This is a genomic window from Arthrobacter sp. 01T428 (genome assembly GCF_056398685.1).
Map to the genome: position 1 here is coordinate 168719 of NZ_JBFTPW010000002.1, position 18295 is coordinate 187013.

17 protein-coding genes are annotated in these 18295 nt (G+C 63.9%); 6 read left to right on the plus strand and 11 right to left on the minus strand.

Annotated elements, in window-relative coordinates; genetic code table 11:
- The first annotated feature begins 271 nt into the window (after positions 1-271).
- Entirely contained in the window at positions 272-1363 is a 1092-nt protein-coding gene (locus AC1DJB_RS04880; RefSeq protein ID WP_441437515.1) for a hypothetical protein, read from the plus strand.
- A gap of 39 nt (positions 1364-1402) precedes the next feature.
- Here the strand turns inward: AC1DJB_RS04880 and AC1DJB_RS04885 are convergent, their stop codons facing one another.
- From AC1DJB_RS04885 to AC1DJB_RS04895, 3 genes are all read right to left on the minus strand, one after another.
- Complete coding sequence (locus tag AC1DJB_RS04885) at positions 1403-2341, minus strand: 5'-3' exonuclease (RefSeq protein WP_441437516.1); 939 nt, start codon at positions 2339-2341, stop codon at positions 1403-1405.
- Positions 2342-2422: 81 nt separating this feature from the next.
- Positions 2423-3034, minus strand: coding sequence for a hypothetical protein (locus AC1DJB_RS04890; protein ID WP_059388961.1), 612 nt, complete (start codon positions 3032-3034; stop codon positions 2423-2425).
- Between the two features lie 148 nt (positions 3035-3182).
- Complete coding sequence (locus AC1DJB_RS04895; protein ID WP_441437517.1) at positions 3183-4064, minus strand: helix-turn-helix transcriptional regulator; 882 nt, start codon at positions 4062-4064, stop codon at positions 3183-3185.
- Between the two features lie 102 nt (positions 4065-4166).
- Between AC1DJB_RS04895 and AC1DJB_RS04900 the strand changes: the two genes are divergently transcribed.
- From AC1DJB_RS04900 to AC1DJB_RS04910, 3 genes are all read left to right on the plus strand, one after another.
- The gene (locus AC1DJB_RS04900) at positions 4167-4334 is read left to right on the plus strand and encodes a hypothetical protein (RefSeq protein ID WP_441437518.1); all 168 of its coding nucleotides are present in this window, start codon (positions 4167-4169) and stop codon (positions 4332-4334) included.
- 19 nt (positions 4335-4353) lie between these two features.
- A complete protein-coding gene (locus tag AC1DJB_RS04905; RefSeq protein ID WP_441437519.1) occupies positions 4354-5382 on the plus strand; it encodes an MFS transporter in 1029 nt (342 codons plus the stop codon).
- 83 nt (positions 5383-5465) lie between these two features.
- Positions 5466-6350: an aldo/keto reductase gene (locus AC1DJB_RS04910; protein ID WP_332602292.1), complete on the plus strand. Its 885-nt coding sequence runs from the start codon at positions 5466-5468 to the stop codon at positions 6348-6350.
- A gap of 21 nt (positions 6351-6371) precedes the next feature.
- Here AC1DJB_RS04910 and AC1DJB_RS04915 read toward each other — a convergent pair whose 3' ends face one another.
- Positions 6372-7412, minus strand: coding sequence for an NAD(P)/FAD-dependent oxidoreductase (locus AC1DJB_RS04915; protein WP_441437520.1), 1041 nt, complete (start codon positions 7410-7412; stop codon positions 6372-6374).
- 121 nt (positions 7413-7533) lie between these two features.
- On the opposite strand from AC1DJB_RS04915, the gene AC1DJB_RS04920 reads away from it, so the two are divergent.
- Complete coding sequence (locus tag AC1DJB_RS04920) at positions 7534-8118, plus strand: helix-turn-helix domain-containing protein (protein WP_059388964.1); 585 nt, start codon at positions 7534-7536, stop codon at positions 8116-8118.
- Between the two features lie 3 nt (positions 8119-8121).
- On the opposite strand, the gene AC1DJB_RS04925 is transcribed toward AC1DJB_RS04920, so the two are convergent.
- The 7 genes from AC1DJB_RS04925 to AC1DJB_RS04955 form a co-directional block, all read right to left on the minus strand.
- The gene (locus AC1DJB_RS04925; protein WP_441437521.1) at positions 8122-9144 is read right to left on the minus strand and encodes a DUF4386 domain-containing protein; all 1023 of its coding nucleotides are present in this window, start codon (positions 9142-9144) and stop codon (positions 8122-8124) included.
- 91 nt (positions 9145-9235) lie between these two features.
- Entirely contained in the window at positions 9236-11944 is a 2709-nt protein-coding gene (locus tag AC1DJB_RS04930; protein ID WP_441437522.1) for a winged helix-turn-helix domain-containing protein, read from the minus strand.
- 73 nt (positions 11945-12017) lie between these two features.
- Positions 12018-13115, minus strand: a complete 1098-nt coding sequence (locus AC1DJB_RS04935; protein ID WP_332602296.1) for a Gfo/Idh/MocA family protein — start codon at positions 13113-13115, stop codon at positions 12018-12020.
- Positions 13100-13816: a ThuA domain-containing protein gene (locus tag AC1DJB_RS04940; protein ID WP_441437523.1), complete on the minus strand. Its 717-nt coding sequence runs from the start codon at positions 13814-13816 to the stop codon at positions 13100-13102. The genes AC1DJB_RS04935 and AC1DJB_RS04940 overlap by 16 nt, the downstream gene beginning before the upstream one ends.
- Positions 13817-13873: 57 nt before the next feature.
- Entirely contained in the window at positions 13874-14770 is an 897-nt protein-coding gene (locus AC1DJB_RS04945) for a carbohydrate ABC transporter permease (RefSeq protein WP_059388967.1), read from the minus strand.
- On the minus strand, positions 14767-15741 hold the full coding sequence (locus AC1DJB_RS04950; RefSeq protein WP_441437524.1) for a carbohydrate ABC transporter permease: 975 nt from the start codon (positions 15739-15741) through the stop codon (positions 14767-14769). The genes AC1DJB_RS04945 and AC1DJB_RS04950 overlap by 4 nt, the downstream gene beginning before the upstream one ends.
- Before the next feature lie 3 nt (positions 15742-15744).
- Complete coding sequence (locus AC1DJB_RS04955) at positions 15745-17016, minus strand: ABC transporter substrate-binding protein (protein WP_307053744.1); 1272 nt, start codon at positions 17014-17016, stop codon at positions 15745-15747.
- A gap of 160 nt (positions 17017-17176) precedes the next feature.
- Here AC1DJB_RS04955 and AC1DJB_RS04960 point away from each other — a divergent pair, with 160 nt between their 5' ends.
- Positions 17177-18229: a LacI family DNA-binding transcriptional regulator gene (locus AC1DJB_RS04960; protein ID WP_284989172.1), complete on the plus strand. Its 1053-nt coding sequence runs from the start codon at positions 17177-17179 to the stop codon at positions 18227-18229.
- Positions 18230-18295 lie beyond the last annotated feature (66 nt).

Here is an 18295-nt window from a genome sequence, read left to right on the forward strand (position 1 = left end):
GGCGGCACAGACCCGTCAGGAAGACCACGACCCTTGCCGCCGTTTCCGGTCCCAGACAGTCCACGCGATGAGTGCCGCAAAGACGATCACTGCCAGCGCGGCGGCTGGGTCCAAGGTCAAGGGATGCCCCAGACCATCACGCACCAGCACGGCGATGCTAGGTCCGGGCAAGAAGCCTGGTCAACAGGAACCGCAAACGGCGCAGCGGCCGGGGTTCCAGCAAAAGAGATTGCCTCTCGCCGCGAAAGGCGGCGGGACCTACTGTGGAGCTATGGACGCCACAGCAGCTCACGCTTTTGCGATTCCGCCGGTATCAGTCCACCGCCCCACGACTGCCGTTGAAGACGTCATTACCCTCGTGGCCGGCGTTTGGCTCCTCACCGGAACCTATGTTGACGGCTGGGCGCACAACAACCTCCGCGACCTCGAGACGTTCTTCACTCCGTGGCACGCGATCCTCTACTCGGGCTTCGCGGCGTGCGCCCTCTGGATCGCCGCCCTGACCTGGCGCCGCCACGCACCCGGCACACGGTGGACCGAAGCCATCCCCGCCGGGTATGGGGCCGCCGCAGCCGGGGTCGTCCTCTTCCTGATCTCCGGGATGGCGGACTTCGCCTGGCATTCGGTGTTCGGCATCGAGCAGGGCCTCAAGGCGCTATTCAGCCCGTCCCATCTGGGGCTCGCCACGGGAGGCTTCCTCATCCTTGGCGCGCCGTTCTCCTCGGCATGGCACTCACCCGAACAGTCATGGCCGCGGTCGATACCAGCCGTCGCGAGCGCCATGCTCTCCGGCATGGTCGCGGCATTCATCCTGCAGGAATTCACGGTCTTCGCCCGTCACGGGCTCATCCAGACGTACATCTCCGCTCCCGGGGCGGAGCCCGCGGTGACGGTGCCGACGTCGTCGTCCATCATCGTGTCCTTGGGATCGTTCTTTGTCTCAACGGCTGTGCTTTTCGTGCCCGTCCTTTTGCTTTCGCTACGATGGCGCCTGCACGCCGCCGTGCCCGCGGCCATGGTGCTGCTGCCCTCGGTGGCCCTGCAGATCATGGTCGCGCTGCGTGACGCCTGGCTCGTTCCGGCGGCCGTCGCTGGAGCCGTCCTCGTTGGATTGCTGTGGGCCATTGTGCGACCCCGCCCGACCAGCCACGCGCGGCTAATGATCGCGACAGGCCTCTCCCCCGTCGTGTTCTGGGCCCCGTACTTCGCCGGTGTGGCGGTCCACGACGGGGCACTGAGCTTCTCCCCTGAAATCTGGGGCGGGACGCTCGCCTGGACCGGACTGGAAATGCTCGCCCTCGCCGCGCTTACCCTGAAGATAGAAGCCACAGCGAGAACCATCCAGGCGTCACCGACTCACTGATTTGTCAGCTGTGCCGATCATTGCGCACGGCTGATGCCCTCACTGCCTGAGGTCGAGGGCTTCGAGCAATCGCTTCACCGAGCCGCCGAGGTTCCAGTCCGTAGCGAGACGCTCGAGTTCAATGCGCGAGTCCCCAACGACGGGGCGCAGCAGCGCTCCCGCCTCGTCGAGCGTGGGCAGTGCGAGGTCGCGCACGACGTTCACAACAACGGGCGCAACAGCCAGATAATCGGCGGAAGCGGCGAGTTTCGTCCTTACAGGCGCGGACAGCCCGCTGCCTGGATCCCTCGCTGCAGCGAGCAACTGGTCGAGCGTGCCGTACGTCCCGAGCAACGACGCGGCCGTCTTTTCACCGATCCCGCCCACACCCGGCAGCCCGTCCGATGCGTCGCCGCGTAGCGTCGCGAAATCGGCGTACTGCTCGGGCAGCACTCGATATTTGCCCACGACGACGGCATCCGTCACGACCTCAAGGTTCTTCATGCCCCTCGCCGTGTAGATGACGCGCACCTGGCGGGCATCATCGACCACCTGGAACAGATCCCGGTCGCCCGTCACGACGTCGACGGGAACCCCGGCGTGGCTCGCGTAGCTGCCGATGACGTCGTCGGCTTCATGGGAGGCAGCCCCGACGACGGCGATCCCCGCAAGGCGGAGGACCTGCCGGATCATGGGAACCTGCAGCTGGAGCGCATCCGGTACCACTTCGACGTCGGGCGCACCCTCGACCGCCTCCGCCACCCGATGCGACTTGTACGTCGGGATGAGATCCACGCGCCACTTCGGGCGCCAGTCTTCGTCCCAGCACGCAACCAGATGTGTCGCCCCATAGTCGGTGGCGAGCCGCGCGATCATGTCCAGCAGACCGCGAACGGCGTTTACCGGGGTGCCATCGGCGCGGCGGATCGAATCGGGCACGCCGAAGAAGGCGCGAAAGTAGAGCGAGGCCGTATCAAGGAGCATCAGGCGGTGAGGCATAACCGATCCTTACATCCACAAGCGGCAAAGGGCAGGTGCTTTCCAGTTTCCCGGAGAAGCACCTGCCCTTGTAGCGACGTGTTACTTCTTGGCGCGGCGGCGAATCACCGCTGTGGATGCCGCGCTCGCGGCCAAAGCGCCTGCGCCGACCAGCGACCACAGGATCAGGTTGGACTCTGCAACAGTGTTGGCCTCGCCACTTGCTGTGCCAGCGGCGGTAACGCTGGAAACAGCAGCAAGTCCGGAATTGCCCTTGCCGTTGCCGCCGCCATGGTTGCCGCCCCCGTTATTGTTGCCTCCGCCGTTGCCGGAATTCACAACCACGGCTGCCCAGCGCCTGTTGCCGGACGTGGCGCCGACAGCGCCGATCATGTAGTTGCCGCCGTCGGTGAAGGTAATGGGCGTTGAGAAAGCGCCGGTGCCGTCAGCAATCACGCTGAAGTTGGACGGAGCGGGCCTCCCGCCGTCCGAAGCCTTCTTGCCGCCGGTTCGCTCGAACGTGATGTTGACTGTTTCGCCGGCAATGTAGCCGCTACCGGAGAAAGTGATGGATTCGCCGCGAGATATGGTTCCGTCAGAAACGGTTCCGTACTCATTGCCCGGCGCCGGGTAGGTGGTGGATGCTACGGCCGGCGCGGTGCCGGCCAGTACGATTGTTCCTGCAAGTGCAAGCGCTGCAATAGACTTCTTCATTTGTCCCCCCTGAGACGAATTACGGAATTCACGTGAATAGTGGGGAATATAGATCCCCTGCGATTGCGTGCTGAAATCCCAAATGTCTAGCCAGCGACGACGGTATCATCCACAGCTGCTCAGGTCGACAACGTGGTGCGGCAGCCCTTCATTTCTTTCCGTGAGCCGCTATTTGTGACGTGTCGCGCTGGGTGGCGGCCCAGCTGGCGAGGACTTTCAGTGCGTCCTCGGAGGGGGTCCCGGGGTCAGCCGTGTAGACGTTGATGCGCAGTCCCGGGTCTGCGGGAAGTTCCAGCGCTTCGAAGCTCAGGTCAAGGTCGCCGACGATCGGGTGGTGGAGGTGTTTGCGGCCGGCGCGGTGGTACTTCACGTCGTGACGGGCCCACCGCGTGCGGAACTCTTCGCTGCGGGTGGAGAGTTCACCGATCAGGTCCGTGAGGTCCCTGTCGTACGGGTTTTTTCCGGCGGTGGAGCGAAGGACCGCGACGATGTCGTCCGCTGCGCGTTCCCAATCGGCGAAGAACTCCCGCGCTTTGGGGTTCAGGAAAGTGAAGCGCGCGCTGTTCGGCGGAGTGGCCACCTCTGCCATCATGTCCAGATACAGGGCCCGGCCCAGCTCGTTGGCGGCGAGGACATCCCCGCGATCGTTGCGAACCCAAGCCGGCGCTGCAGTAATCGCATCGATGACGCGCTGCACGCTCGGCCGCACTGTCTGCGGGCTGTGCTTGCGCCTCACCCTTGGGGACGCGGTGGCGGCACGGGCCAGGTCAAAAAGGTGGGCCGTCTCGGCGTCGTCAAGCTTCAACGCACGCGCGAGTGCTTCGAGGACACTGTCCGAGGCGCCGGAGAGGTTTCCGCGCTCAAGCCGTATGTAGTAGTCGATGCTCATCCCGGCGAGCATCGCGACTTCTTCGCGGCGCAGTCCGGTAACGCGCCGGTTGCCGCCGTAGACGGGAAGCCCTGCCTCGTCCGGGGTGATCCTTGCCCGGCGGGAGGTCAGGAACTTCCGCACGTCCTCGCTGTGTGTCATGGCATCCACGCTACGCCGGGTCGATCGGCCAAGGGAGGCACTGGCGTTACCCTGAACGGCCGTGACTCCCGGTCCGTATGTAATCACGGTTGGATGGAGAGCATGAAACCTGAACCCGCAACAGCCTCCCATCCGGGAGCGATCCTGGCGATCATCCTCCTCAGCTACTTCATGATCCTGCTGGACAACTCGGTCATCTTCACTGCCCTGCCGAGCCTGCAGGCGGAGCTGCGGCTCCCTGCTCACCGCGAGCTTCCCGGAAGGCCGTGAACGCACCCGGGCCGTTGCGTTGTACGGTGCCACCGCAGGGATAGGCGCCAGCCTGGGGCTGGTCATCGGCGGGGCGCTGGCACACTGGATCTCCTGGCGGGCTGGATTCTTCGTCAATGTACCTATCGGCGCCGCGATGATCGCACTCGCGCCGCGGTTCATCCCGGAATCAGGCCGGGCCCGCGGCCGCTTCGACGCCTTCGGCGCGCTCAGCGCCACCCTCGGTGTCGGCGCTCTCGTGTTCGGCATCATCAACACGGTCGACGCCGGCTGGAGCTCGCCGGTCACGGTCACGGCCGTCAGCGCCGGCGTCGTGCTCCTGGTCGTGTTCGTGCTGATCGAGCGTAGGGCGGCCCAGCCGATCATGCCGCTGCGGCTGTTCGCGAGCCGCCGCCGAACCGGCGCCTATGTGGCGCGCTTCCTGTACTTGGGCGCGATGATCGGGTTCTTCTTCTTCACCACGCAGTTCCTGCAGGAAGTGCTCGCCTTCGACCCGCTGCAGGCTGGCCTCGGTTTCCTCCCCATGACGGCGGTGAACTTCGCCGTCGCGATGGGCATCCCGCGGCTCATGGGCAAGTTGCCGGGTTCCATCCCGCTCGTGGCCGGCATCCTGATCACTCTTGCCGGGATGTTCTGGCTCAGCCGGGTCGGTGTCGACTCCGCGTACCTGACCGGGGTTGCCCTGCCGATGGTCCTCATCGGCGCGGGACAGGGGCTCGCGTTTGCGCCCCTGACCTCGTTCGGCATCATCGGAGCCCCCGCGTCCGACGCCGGCGCCGCATCAGGCCTGGTGAACACCTTCCACCAGGTCGGCACTTGCCTGGGGCTTGGAATCGCAGTCGCTGCCGCGGCGACGGTACCGACCACGAGTTCCGCCGTGGCGCACCTGGCCGCCCAGGTCGGCGCCGCCCTCACGACAGGCAGCATTCTCCTGTTCCTCGCCCTGGCCGTTACAGCGGCCCTCATCCTTCCCGCGGACCTGGCCGCCAGCCGCGCCGGGGCCCGCCGGGAAGTTGCGCCGGCGCCGCAACTCGAAGCCGCGCGCTGAATTTCCGGACCACCCGTTTCAAAGGGGGTACTGACGTGCCCTCCCACATCCGCGCACACCTGAATACCGTGAAAGGCATGGACATGGAACTTACTCTCAACAACGGCGTCACAATGCCAGCCCTGGGCCTGGGCGTCTTTCAAAGCGCCCCGGAGCAAACGACGGCGGCAGTCGAGGCCGCGCTGGCCACCGGCTACCGGCACATCGACACCGCCGCCGCGTACGGCAACGAACGGGAAGTCGGCGAAGGCATCCGCCGCTCGGGCCTGGATCGGGCAGAGGTCTTCATCGAGACCAAGGTCTGGGTCAGTGACTATGGCTACGACCGGTCCCTGCATGCCTGGGACAAAGCGACGGGCAAGCTCGGCGTCGACTACCTGGACTTGCTCATCCTGCACCAGCCCGCACCCGACCGGTTCGAGAAGACCATCGCCGCATACAAGGCACTGGAAACCCTGCTTGCCGACGGGCGCGTGCGGGCGATCGGCGTCAGCAACTTCATGCCCCACCACCTGACGCAACTGCTCGACTCGACCGGCGTCGTCCCGGCCGTGAACCAGATCGAACTCCACCCGTACTTCACCCAGCCGGACGTCCAAGCCGCTGACGCCGAACATGGTGTCATCACCCAGGCCTGGTCGCCCATCGGAGGGATCACCTTCTACCCAGGATGGGGAGGCCAGGAGCGGCGGAACGTCATGCAAGACCCGGCAATCGCCACCATCGCACGGACGCACGGCAAGAGTCCGGCCCAGGTCATGCTCCGGTGGCACCTCCAGCAAGGCCGCTCAGCCATCCCGAAATCGACCAACCCGGCACGCATCGCCGAAAACTTCGATGTTTTTGACTTCGAACTTAGTGCCGCCGAACTCGCCGCCATCGACGCGCTCGACACCGGCAACCGCAGCGGCCCGGACCCGGACGAAGCCCGCGAGGAACGCTTCGCCATGGTCATCCCCGAAGCCTAAAACAGAGAGAAGGACCCACAGCTACGGAGCCCACGAACTGACGCCCGGTGCCAGGCGAAGGTGATCGACGTGACCCAGCACAGTGGTAGATACAGCGGCTTCCGAGGCCGCCGAGAAGGGGCCGAACCGCCCCTCAACGGCCCACCGGGTTTCCTCTTCTATCAAATCGGCGTTGATCCGTGCGCCGGTCATGACGCCCTCGGACGCCGCGGTGATCACTTGGGCCATCACATTGGAGACATTGCCCGCTGCATACACGCCCTTGACAGCCGTCGCACCAGTAGCATCGGTCTCGATAAACCGCCCCACCCCCATGGGGTGCACCTGGGTACTTAGTCCGAGTGATTCCAGCAGCGCGGACCTGGCCTCCATCCGTGTACCGACAGCCACGGCCTGTATGTCGAATGAGGAACCCTGGCGGAGCGTGAGACCCGTGAGGACCCCGTTGACAGCGTCCACTGAGGCCACGGCGCCGTCGACGACTGTTACGGACCGGGCACTGAGCTTGTCCCACTCTTCCTCGGTGGGTTCCACGGTGTCATTGAGGAAAAGGGTGATATCAGGGGACCACTGCCTGAACAACAGTGCCTGATGGACGGACATTGCTCCGGTACCCAGCACGCCGATCCTTTTCCCGCGGATTTCCCAGCCATGGCAATAGGGGCAGTGCACAACGCCCTTCCCCCATTGCTCCCGCAGGCCGTCGATGGGAGGCAGCCCGTCCGTCAGGCCAGTGGTGACCAGAAGGCGCCTGCACGAAAACCGGCGGGTATCACTGAGCGTCACCTCGAATCCGTCGGTAGTGCGCCGTGCCGAAACGGCCTCGGCGTCAATGACAGTTCCTTCGTAGGAGAGCACTTCGTTGCGTCCGATCGACAGGAGTTCCCGGGGGTTCATGCCGTCCCGTGAAAGATAGCCATGCACACCCGCCGCAGGTGCATTGCGTGGTGTTCCGGAATCGATCACCAGCACCGAGCGAAGCGCGCGGCTCAGCGTCGTGGCCGCGCTCAGTCCCGCAGTGCCGCCCCCGATAATTACGACGTCATGCCGTGTGGTGTCCATACTGATTCGCCCTTCATGGTGTCCTGAAAGTCCGCAGCCAGCGTCCTTGGGTGCTTAGACAAGCTTTCATCTCGCGTGGGAAATCTGGCAAACTCTTTTGCCGTTATGGCAAACTATGGGTATGGCAAATGAGCTTGATGATGTTCTCGGGGCTGTCGGGCCCCGGCTTAGGGCACTCCGCACGGAACGGGATCTCACCCTCGGAGAGGTGTCCTCTGCATCCGGAGTGTCGGTAAGCACCCTGTCCCGCCTGGAATCCGGCCAACGCAGGCCAAACCTCGAAATTCTGCTGCCCTTGGCAAGGTTGTACGGCGTTCCTCTTGATGATCTGGTCGGCGCCCCGCCCACCGGGGATCCGAGAATTCATCTGCGGCCGATCACCCATGGCGGCATGACGGCCGTTCCTCTCACGCGCCGGCCGGGCGGTTTGCAGGCCTTCAAGATGGTGCTCGCAGGTGATGCCCGTGGGTCCGAGCCCGATCCGCGAGTTCACGAAGGCTACGAATGGCTTTACATCCTCAACGGACGGCTGCGCCTGGTGCTGGGCGACAACGACTTTGAACTCCGCGCAGGAGAAGCCGCGGAATTCGACACCCGCACGCCGCACTGGTTCGCCAGCGCCGACGGGAAACCCGTCGAATTCATCAGCTTGTTTGGACAGCAGGGCGAGCGGATGCACGTACGCGCCCGCCCAAAGCCCGCATAGCCCTCAGGCTGCGCGCACCTGCCCCGTGGTGATGGGCGAGGGCCGGAAGCCCTTGACCGCCATCCAGATGCCCAGCGACAACTCCCAAACGAAGATCGGCAAGGTTGCGAGTCCCGACCACACCGAGATCCCTTGGTTGATACCGAACATCGTTGAGAGCGTCGACGAAAGGAGCAGCGGTCCGCCGATCAGTCCAAGGAGGGGAATGATGCGCGGCACGAGCCCCGAACGGTACATCAGGTACCCGAGCAGCAGCCCGCTCACGCCCGGAACCAGGCTCGGGCCGAGAATGAACGTCCAGCCGCGGACCGCCACGAGGGCTTGGCCCACGGGAACCAAGGCAGGGTCCGCGCCGCCGTTCTGGCGCAAAGTGACAACGGCAAGAAGACTGACGACGCCGATCACAATGACCGCCGCTTCAAACATCCGGGCGGTGACGAAGCCCAGCGCAATGCCCTCGTTCTGCCGTTTGACCACAGGAAACAGCGCGACGGCGGTGCCCACCGCGGAAACCGCGTTGACGAGATCGAGGAAGCAGCCAAAGATAACGGTCGAGTCGGCACCCGGGCCCGTGATGTAGTGCGGATCGTTCAGGACGGGAGAAATCAGGAAAAGCGCCGGGATCGAGCTGACGAACGTCACGATGTACAGGATGCCTGCGACCATCGCGGTCTTCCGCAGGGGGTCCATTCGGCCACGATCAGTTGTCGGGGTTTGGGTGGTGGTTTTCATGGTGTGGTCCTTCTTGGGGATGAAGATGCGGGCGTTCGACGCCGGCCGGCTGGTTTGCGTGGTTCCGGTTTGGGTGATTGCCAGGAGCGGTAGCGCCAAGTCGCGGAGCTTTTGCAGCAGACCGTGGAGCGCGGCCTGGTCTACGGTCCGGGTGCGGATGACGGCGGTCCCGTCGTGTTCGTTGGTGACGCTCAGTCCTTCGAACCAAGCGGCCCAGCGGGAATCAAGATGGCCTTTGACGCGGATTTCATACTCGGCCGGAGTGTCTTCCCGGCCTACCGATCTCGCGTTCATCGCCCCTCCTTCTGCCTTTGTGGAGTTCAGCCGCCTCTGCGGATGACTTCTTTGATGCTTCGAAGGTAGAAGGAGATGTGGTGAGCGGGGATCACCACACCTGGTGATTGATGTGGTGATCTTTTCGCGGCAGGAGCTCCAGCTCCTCGGCCCGCTGGACGGCCGCGCGGCGGCTATTCGCGCCGAGCTTGGCGTAGATGTTCTTGGTGTGTGTCCGGAGGGTGTTCAGGGAAACGAGCAACTCGCGCGCGATCTCCGGGCCGCCCAGCTCCGAGGAAAGAAGCCGAAGCACGTGCAGCTCACGATCACTTAGGGGCTCGATCAAGCGTTGCCGTGCCGGGGTGCTGCGCGTTTCGGTCCCGAACAACTCCAAGAGCCGGCCTACGTAGTCTGGTGCCCTTCCCCGCTTCACGAGCGCATTCAACAAGTTCGCCATCGCCTCACCCTCGTCGACGAACACTGAAACGTAGCCCTCTGGTTCTGCGAGCGCTACCGCGCGTCGCAGCGCTGCCAGCGCCCCGCCGTCGTCCGCTTCTTTCCGGTAGGCAAGTGCCAAAAGCGCCAGAAGCTCGACGACGGTCCCCGTCCTGCCGCCCTCTTCCGCGGCCCGAAGGAGGCGGTCAATCAGGGCGGCGACGTGTCCAGCAGGGTCCTCCGACGGCTCCGCCCTGTCCTGGGCGAGGAGTGCCCTGGCCAGGGTGATGTGCTCGAACTCGTGCAAGTAGGAGAGCTCATCTTCGGCGGAAATGCCATGCTCGCGCGCCCAGCGGAAAGCGTCGGACGTCCTTCCGTGCGAGATCCAAATCCGCGCCCGCACGGCCGGGACCGGACGTACCGCGGGAAAGAAGTCGCCGACGTACAGGCGCTCTGCCTCGTCGAGTTGTTCAAGCGCGCCGTCCACGTCCCCTTCCGCTTGGAGGACCCGAGCCATCGCGACCCGCGAGCGATATGGGTTTTGGGGCAACGCGGCGTCCTCGCCGAGCCTCTGGTTGGCCAGGAGGTGCTCCCTTGCGGCGTCAAGTTCGCCGCGTTCAAGAAGGAGCATGCTCATTCCTATGTGCATGTCGGCCGTTCCCCGGAGCGTTTGCGCCGGGTGCCTTCCCGCGAGCTCAAGACCCCGCTGATAGATGGCCATTGCGTCGCGGAGCCTGCCTTGGGTAATCCGGATGTCGGCCAAAGCGATGGAGCAACCGAGCATGTCCGAGTGGTGCCCGGCCCTTTCAAGGTTGGAATAGGAATCGGACCACAGGCGGTGCGCTACCTCCAGTTCGCCATTCGTCCAGTGACCGATCGCCAAGAGCCCGGATGCTGCTCCGCGCCCAAGATGATCGTCCTTCCCGACAAGGCCGAGCGCGGTAGCCGCGTGCGTCGTTGCCCCGGCGGTGTCCCCGCTTGCAAGCGCCTGCGCGGCACGGTAGATCGCGATCGAACTGGTGAGGTTGCCGCCGTCGCGGCCTTCCGCCGTCGTACCTACCCAATGTTCTGCCTCCTCGAGGCGGGCGTCGACACCGGTGAGCTCGCCGCTCGCGAGGAGCGCCCCCGCGTAGGCGACGCCCAGCCCGGGCCGCGCGTGTATGAGTTCGCCGGGGAGCGCTTCGAGCCAACGGCTCAGCGTGGCTTCCTGGCGGTCCTTGCGCAGGGCAGCGATCGCGTGCTCTATCAGGTCCGCGGCCCGCTCGAAGTCCTGGGCGGCCATTGCGTGGCGGACAGCTTCCGGAATGTCGCCGTTTTGTTCGTGCCAGAGGCTCGCGCGCTCGTGCAGTTCGTGAATGCGGCCTGGCTGCTCGTCCATGAGACGCGCCCGCAGCACGTCGGCGAAGAGGTGGTGATAGCGGTACCACCAGCGTCGGTCGTCGAGCGGAACCACGAACAGGTTCCCCCGATCGAGCGCCTCGAGCATTGCTTTTCCGGTGTTTTGGCCGGTCACAGCGTCGCAAAGTTGACCGTTGAGCCGGTTCAGGATGGAGGTTCGCAGCAAGAAATTCCGGACGTCGTCGGGCTGGCGCTGGAGTACCTCTTCCGCGAGGTAATCGACGACGTACCGGTCATCACCTGCGAAACCCGCGATGAAGCCGGCAACGTCGCCCCTTCCCTGCATCGAGAGCGCCGCCAATTGGAGCGCGGCGATCCAGCCCTCCGCCCGCCCTTCGAGGGCGGCGATATCCTGCGCGGTGAGACCCAGTCCCATCACGGCGTTGAAGTAGGTGCCAGCTTCCTCCAGGGTGAAGCGGAGATCGGCGGCACGGATCTCGAGGAGCCTGCCGCGTGCCCTGAGTCGCGGGAGCGGCAAGGCTGGATCGGCACGGCTCGCGATGACCAGTCGCAGCTGCGCGGGCAGGTTCTCTACGAGAAAGGCCAGAGCCTCCTGCACGCCCTGATTGTCGATGACATGGTAATCGTCGAGCACCAACGTAAACCTGTCCTGACCACCCTGTAACTCGTTGATCAGGGTGGTCAGGAAGTCTTCAGTGCTCGATTGCGTGGACCGGAGTGCAGCGAGTGCTCTGGCGCCGATTCCGGTAGACGCCTTGTCCAGGGCAGCCACAAGGTAGGTCCAGAAGAGCACGGGATCGTTGTCCCGTTGGTCGAGTGAGAGCCAGGCGTGCGATCGGCCAGTGGCGGGCGAATCTGCCAGCCACTCGGCCAGCACCGTTGTTTTCCCGAAGCCGGCGGGAGCTGAAATGAGGATCAGCGTTTGCTCATCGGCCTGGCCCAGACGGCTGATCAGCCTGGGGCGGGCCACGAGGGCGCTCCGTGGCCCGGGAACGTGAAGTTTGGTCTCGAGCAATGGACCTGCCATCACGGACCTCCCTCGAGAGCCGGTCACTTTGCCTCGGCCCGGTGATCCCAGTGTAGTGCCGGTGAGTTTGCGCCTACCAGGTGTCGGGTGCCGCACCAAACGGCACAACGTCCGGCCTGTCGACCGTGCTGTCGACGTCAATGACCCGATGCTCCCGGCTCGCGCGTGTGATGGCATCCATAACCTCGAGGATGTGGAACGCTACCCGCCCGGAGGCGCGATGTGGGCGGTTTGTCTCGATCGCCCTGGCCATGTCTGCGAGACCATAACCTCGCCCGGCATCCTCATAGCCAGCAGAGGTTGGCGCCTCGCGCCGTTCCGGTTCTTCCCGGGTCATCAATTCGACGGGGTCTGAGAATCGGTTCGGGTCGGGGACGGCGATGGTGCCATCCGTGCCGTAGATCTCGAAGAGCGGAGTCCGGGTGGCCCAGACTTCGAAGCTGACCGTGATTGTGGTGATCACCCCGTTCGCATGTTCGAGGATCGCGCTGACATGGGTGTCGATCTCGACGGGAATCGGCGTGCCGGCCAGCGGTCCGGTCTCGACGGTTCGCGCACGGTTGGACCGAGTGGCCACTCCCGATACGCGGACAACCGGTCCGAAGAACATGACGAGGCTGGTCAGGTAGTAGGGACCCATATCGAATAGCGGGCCGCCTCCGGGTTCGTAGTAGAACAGTGGTGACGGGTGCCAGCGTTCGTGTCCGGGTGCGGACCAGTGAACCTGCGCCGCGACCGGTGTGCCGATGGCACCTTCGTTGAGCAACTGCAGGGCCGTTTGGACGCCGGTGCCGAGGACGGTATCGGGCGCGCTCCCGACTCGTAGCCCCAAAGAGTCGGCGAGCTCCAGCATGGGGAGGGCGTCTTCCGGGGACAACGCAAGGGGCTTCTCGGCAAAGACGTGCTTGCCGGCGCGGAGCGCCCGGGTGCCGACTTCGACGTGCGCTGCGGGGATAGTCAGGTTGATGATTGAGTCGATGCGGTCGTCGGCGAGGAGCTCTTCGACACTCAGGGCTTCGACGCCCTGTTCGGCGGCGACGGAGTGCGCACGTTCTTGGTTGATGTCTGCGACAGCGACGAGCTTGAGACCGGGCAGCTTCGGGAGGCTTTCGAAGTACTGTTCGCTGATCTTTCCGACGCCGATGATTCCGACGGTTAGCGGGACGCCCACAGCAGTCCCCTTTCGATGATGGTTTTGACGTTCGGGTTCTCGAGGATGTCTACGCGGTGACCGGGCGTAGAGACGAAGATGCGGCCCTCGCCCCACTGCCTGGTCCAGATGGCGGGTGAGGTGATTTCGCGGTTCCACGGATCCCAGGGCCGGACGGGTTGGGTGGTGGTCGCGAGCACGTCGTTGTAGTCGTCGTGGAGTACCCAGTACTGCTCAGTGGTCAGCTCGAAGTCGACGATGCCTTCGGTGATGGGGTGCGAGGCTGCAGCTTCGCTCATGTTGATGGTGTGAAGGCGGTAGTTGTCAGCCTGTTCACCGGTCAGTTCTTCGGGGGCTTTGCCGGGGTGCGCAGCGAACTGGCCTCCGATCAACTGCAGATAGTCGGAGTTGTTGCGATAGGAGTCGGCGATGCCGCCATGCCAGCCTGCGAGTCCCGTTCCCGCTTCGACGGCGGATCTGAGACCTTCGAATTCTTCCTTCTCGATCGAGGTCATCGTGTTCGACTGCACGATGAGGTCGACCGCGGGCATGTAGGAGCTGTCGGCATAGACGGCGGGAGATTCCTCCACGCGCACCGTGTAGCCGCGCTCCTCGAGGAACGGGATGAAGAGGTTTGTGGCCTCGACGGGTTGGTGCCCGTCCCAACCGCCGCGCACGACGAGTGCGGTTTTGGTCATGAATCGTGGATCAGGGGTACTCATGTTTTCCTTGCTGCCGCCATGCGGCATGGTTCGTTGATGCGTTCTTGCGGGCGTCTCTCAGCGGCTGGAAAGCGACCCGCCGATTCCGCCCACCGAAAAGTGCTTGTTGAGGAACGCGAACAGGATGATCGGCGGGAGCATCATCACGACGGCGACCGCCATGACGAGGCCCCAGTTGGTGGCGTTCTGCTGGAAGAAGGATTCCAAGCCGACCGGAAGGGTGTAGTTCGGGTCGGACCGGAGGAACACGACGGCGATGAGGTAGTCGTTCCAGGCCAGGAGAAACGAGAAGATCGCGGTTGAGAGGATACCCGGCAGGGAGTTCCGGAGGACGATCCGGGTGAACGAACCGAAGATCGAGGCACCGTCTATCCAGGCGGCTTCTTCGAGGGCGATGGGGATGGAGTCGTAGTAGGCGGCCATCATCCAGATGGCGACCGACATCGTGGCACCGACGTAGATGATCACGACGCCAAAGAGGCTGTCCACCAACCCGAGGTTCGCGAACAAGATGAAGAGCGGGATCGCCGAGGTGACGACAGGCAGGGATTGCACGACGAACAGGATGAGCGAATATCCCGACACGAGCCGGTTGCGGGCCCTGGACAGAACGTAACCGGCGGGAGCCGCGACCGCGACGGCGACAACGACCGTGAAGGCGGTGATGACAAGGCTGTTGCCGAGCCAGGTCAGGACGGCCGTCTGCGTGAAGATGTTCCCGAAGTTCTCGAAGGTGAGACCTTCTGCGTTGGAGCCGAGTGACGGTGTCAGCGAGAGTCCGAAGACGGCGACAATCGGGACCAGCACGACGGCGGTCATGAGCAGGATCAAGATGAAGCGGGGCCACTTGCCTCTCTGGCGGATGTCCTGTGAGGTCTGGCGGCCGGCCGGAGTCCCGCTCCTGTCCCGGGGTCCCGTCCGGACGTCTTCTTGGGGAGCACTGGTCGTTATCATTCGACGTTGACCTTTCGGATCTGGCGGTAAAGAACAACCGAGATCACCACGAGGACGAACGTCATCAGGAACGCGATGGCGACGCCCGGCCCGGTCTGGAAGTTCTGGAAGACGGTGAGGTAGGCGAGGAGGACGAGCGACGTCGTCGCATGTGCCGGACCCCCGCCGGTGAGCAGGAAGATCGTCGGGAAGTCGTTGACGCAGAAGATCGTCATCAGAATCCACGACACAAACGTCGTACGCGCAATCAGCGGGAGTGTTATCAGCCGGAACGACTGCCACCCTGTCGCCCCGTCGACCTTCGCCGCTTCGTAGACGTTCGTGTCGACTGAGGAGAGAGCCGAGGACATCATCATCATCATGAACGGGAACGAAATCCACACTTTGAAGAGGCAGACGACCACCTGCGCAAGCACCGGGTCTGCCAGGAAGAGCACGTTTCCGAAGCCTAGACGCTCAGCGATCACCGGAAGCGGGCTCTGGGGTGTTGCAACCAGCCAGTTCCACGACGTCGCGGAGACCACGGTGGGAACGATCCACGGCAGGAGAAGCAGTACCTTGAACAGCCCGCCGGCAGGGATGTGGGTGCGAAGCAGCAGGCTCAGCGCGAGTCCAACGAGCCAGGAGCCGAACACGCCAACAATCGTGAAGACGACGGTGAAGGACGTCGCCGACCAGAACGAGGGCTGGGCGAGGACGTCGCCGAAATTCTTCAATCCGACGAAGGGCCCGGTGTCGAGAAGGGTGCCGTCATGGAGTGCTTGAATCGAGGCATAGACGAGCGGGTAGACGTTGAGGAGCAGGAGGAGGATGAGCGATGGTGCTGCGAATGCTATGAGAGTCCAGGTACGCGGTGTAAACCGTTTCCTGGCCCGACCGGCGGGCGCCGGATCGGGCTTGCGTCCCGCCCCGGCCGGTCCGACCCCACGGCGTGCACGTTTGACGCTCTCGGCGATGCTCGTGGATGTCATGGATCAGTCCTTGATGAGCGACGTCAACGTGGCCTGGAATGTCGTCAGGGCGTCCTTCGGAGCCTTGCCTGAGAGAACGTTCTGGCCGAAGTCGGAGATGGCGGGCGTGCTGTCGACGTAAGAAATGTTCGAGAAAAGGGCGGTTCCGCCGGGCGCTGCCCAGGTCTTGGCGATAGGCTGCCACATCTTGACGATCTTGACTGCGTTTGGGTCCGACTGGAATTCCGGGGTCGCCGCGATTGATTTCAGAACCGGAAGCCCGATGCCGGTGTTCTGGGTCCACAGGGCCTTCATGTTCTGGTAGTAGTAGGTCATGAACGCCTCCGAACCCTTCTGGCTGGGCGTGTTCTTGTACATCATGATGTTGTTCGGGAAATACAGCGCGCCCTTTTTGCCGCTGGCGCTAGTGAGCGGATCGCTGACAAGCAACTTGGATGCTGCCGCTCCCCCGACGTTTGCCGCGAGGTTGGGGACGTCGAAGCCCATGCCGAACTTCTCGGCCTTCCATTGCGAGTTCGCGTTCGTGGCCGTGTAGCTGATGGCTGCCGGGTCCATGTAGCCCTTGCTGATGTTCTCGCGCACGAACTCGAGAGCTTCGATGTTCGCGGCGGTCACCAGGTTCGGCTTGTGCTCTTCGTCGAAGATGCCGCCACCGTTGTTGATCATCAGGCCCACGATCATCTGGAAGGCGTTACCGCCGCTGGCGTTGCCGTTGGCCGCGAACCCGTACACGTCGATCTTCTTGAGAGCGGCTGCGGCGTCAAGGTAGGACTGCCAGTCGGTGGGAGGAGTCGCGCCCGCCTTTTCGAGTAGCTCCTTGTTGTACCAATTCACCCGCATGTCAAGGTTGTACGGAACGGCGACGTATCCGGCGTCGGTCTTCATCGTGTCGAGGACTCCAGGGAGGAAGTCATCGTAGATGCCATTGGATTTCCAGCTCTCGATGAGGCCGTCCGCGGGAGCGATGAAGCCTTGTTTAGCGAACTGGAAAGCCTGGGTTCCGCCGCCCGAGGAGATGGCCGGCCCGGTCTTCGATGCGAGGGCAGACGAGAAGGTCTGGTTGAAGTTTGCCCACTGGATCGCCTGATATGTCGCCGCAGGAAGCCCCGACTCCGGTTTGTAGCCAAGGGTGATCTTGCTGTCGAGCGTGTTGAACGCCGGAGTTCCCCAGGGCATGTTCCAGAACTTCAAGCTGGCGCTTGCCCCACCGCCACCGCCCCCGGTCGAGCAAGCCGCAAGAGCGGCGACGGCCGCGCCGCCTCCGACAAGGCCCAAGAAGCCCCGCCTTGATGTAGTAAGACGTGAAGTCTCCATCGACTTTCCTCCTTGACCCGCCACCGGGTCATCGCAATTTGAAAAGTTGCGCAATTTTCGATTATCGTTTTGCGCAGAGTGAGTATACATATCGCCATTCGGAGATCAAAGGATAATTTTTTTGCGCAAAAACAACAGTCCAGCGGCGGATGGCAAGAACCCGACCTTGGCCGACGTGGCAGCCGCGGCCGGCGTCAGCACACCGACAGTGTCAAAGGTTCTCCGCGGAGCAACAGACGTGTCTTTTGTGACGCGCGAGCGCGTGGTCCGGATCGCACAGGAGATGGGCTACGCGAAGACCAAGCGATCACAAGCTGTGGGCCGGCTGCCCGCGAACGCGCCTCGCCTTGTCGACCTTGTGGTGAGCAACATCGGTGGTTCCTGGCCAAATAGCATCCTCACCGGCGTCGAAGAAGCCGCGGCGGTCGCGGACTGCGACGTGGTCCTCACGATCGCCCGCCCGGACCGCGACTGGGTGGGCCGCCTCCTGCGCCGCCCCTCAACCGGAGCCATCGTCGTCCTGGTCGATCCGACGTCGACGCAGCTGAGCGCACTCGACGCGGCTGGCATACCGGTCGTCCTCATCGACCCGATGAGCCCTGCCCCTCGCAGTGCCGCGAGCGTGGGCGTGGCGAACTGGGAAGGTGGACGGATTGCGGCGGAGCACCTTCTAAGCCTGGGGCACAAGCATTTCGGCCTCATCGGAGGGGTGAAGAATCACCTCTACAGTCGGGCGCGCCTCGACGGTTTTCGTTCTGCCCTGTCGGCCATGGACCTGCACGTCGAGCCTCGGTTAATCGGTGCTGCTGATTGGAACCGCGACGAGGCACGCGATTTCGCCGTCGACATCCTGGGCCGGGAGGACAGGCCGACCGCCATCTTCGCGGCATCGGACATGATGGCCCTCGGCGTCTACGACGCGGTGCGCTACCTCGGCCTCGACATCCCCGGGGACGTCAGCGTGGTCGGATTCGATGACGTGCCCGAAGCGACTTGGGCGACACCGCAACTGACGACGGTCAGGCAGCCCATTCAGGAAATGGGAGCCACCGCCTTTCGCATGCTCCTGCGCTTGACGAATCAGCGAGAAGGCATCGACCCAAACACGGACGGGCCAAGGATTGAGCTCGCGACCCGGCTCATCACACGGGGTTCGACCAGTTCGCCCGCGTAACTTCATCCGATTGTCGTCCTGAAGGACGCTGAGCTGCGGCTCGATTCCGCCGCGCGGTGGACGTAC

What these genes read in the sequence shown, in the direction of transcription:
- AC1DJB_RS04945 (WP_059388967.1), bottom strand. Translation starts at nt 14,770, where the DNA reads ATGATAACGACCAGTGCTCCCCAAGAAGACGTCCGGACGGGACCCCGG.
- AC1DJB_RS04890 (WP_059388961.1), bottom strand. Translation starts at nt 3,034, where the DNA reads ATGAAGAAGTCTATTGCAGCGCTTGCACTTGCAGGAACAATCGTACTG.
- AC1DJB_RS04910 (WP_332602292.1), top strand. Translation starts at nt 5,466, where the DNA reads ATGGAACTTACTCTCAACAACGGCGTCACAATGCCAGCCCTGGGCCTG.
- AC1DJB_RS04880 (WP_441437515.1), top strand. Translation starts at nt 272, where the DNA reads ATGGACGCCACAGCAGCTCACGCTTTTGCGATTCCGCCGGTATCAGTC.
- AC1DJB_RS04940 (WP_441437523.1), bottom strand. Translation starts at nt 13,816, where the DNA reads ATGAGTACCCCTGATCCACGATTCATGACCAAAACCGCACTCGTCGTG.
- AC1DJB_RS04950 (WP_441437524.1), bottom strand. Translation starts at nt 15,741, where the DNA reads ATGACATCCACGAGCATCGCCGAGAGCGTCAAACGTGCACGCCGTGGG.
- AC1DJB_RS04930 (WP_441437522.1), bottom strand. Translation starts at nt 11,944, where the DNA reads ATGGCAGGTCCATTGCTCGAGACCAAACTTCACGTTCCCGGGCCACGG.
- AC1DJB_RS04885 (WP_441437516.1), bottom strand. Translation starts at nt 2,341, where the DNA reads ATGCCTCACCGCCTGATGCTCCTTGATACGGCCTCGCTCTACTTTCGC.
- AC1DJB_RS04900 (WP_441437518.1), top strand. Translation starts at nt 4,167, where the DNA reads ATGAAACCTGAACCCGCAACAGCCTCCCATCCGGGAGCGATCCTGGCG.
- AC1DJB_RS04925 (WP_441437521.1), bottom strand. Translation starts at nt 9,144, where the DNA reads ATGAACGCGAGATCGGTAGGCCGGGAAGACACTCCGGCCGAGTATGAA.
- AC1DJB_RS04920 (WP_059388964.1), top strand. Translation starts at nt 7,534, where the DNA reads ATGGCAAATGAGCTTGATGATGTTCTCGGGGCTGTCGGGCCCCGGCTT.
- AC1DJB_RS04915 (WP_441437520.1), bottom strand. Translation starts at nt 7,412, where the DNA reads ATGGACACCACACGGCATGACGTCGTAATTATCGGGGGCGGCACTGCG.
- AC1DJB_RS04895 (WP_441437517.1), bottom strand. Translation starts at nt 4,064, where the DNA reads ATGACACACAGCGAGGACGTGCGGAAGTTCCTGACCTCCCGCCGGGCA.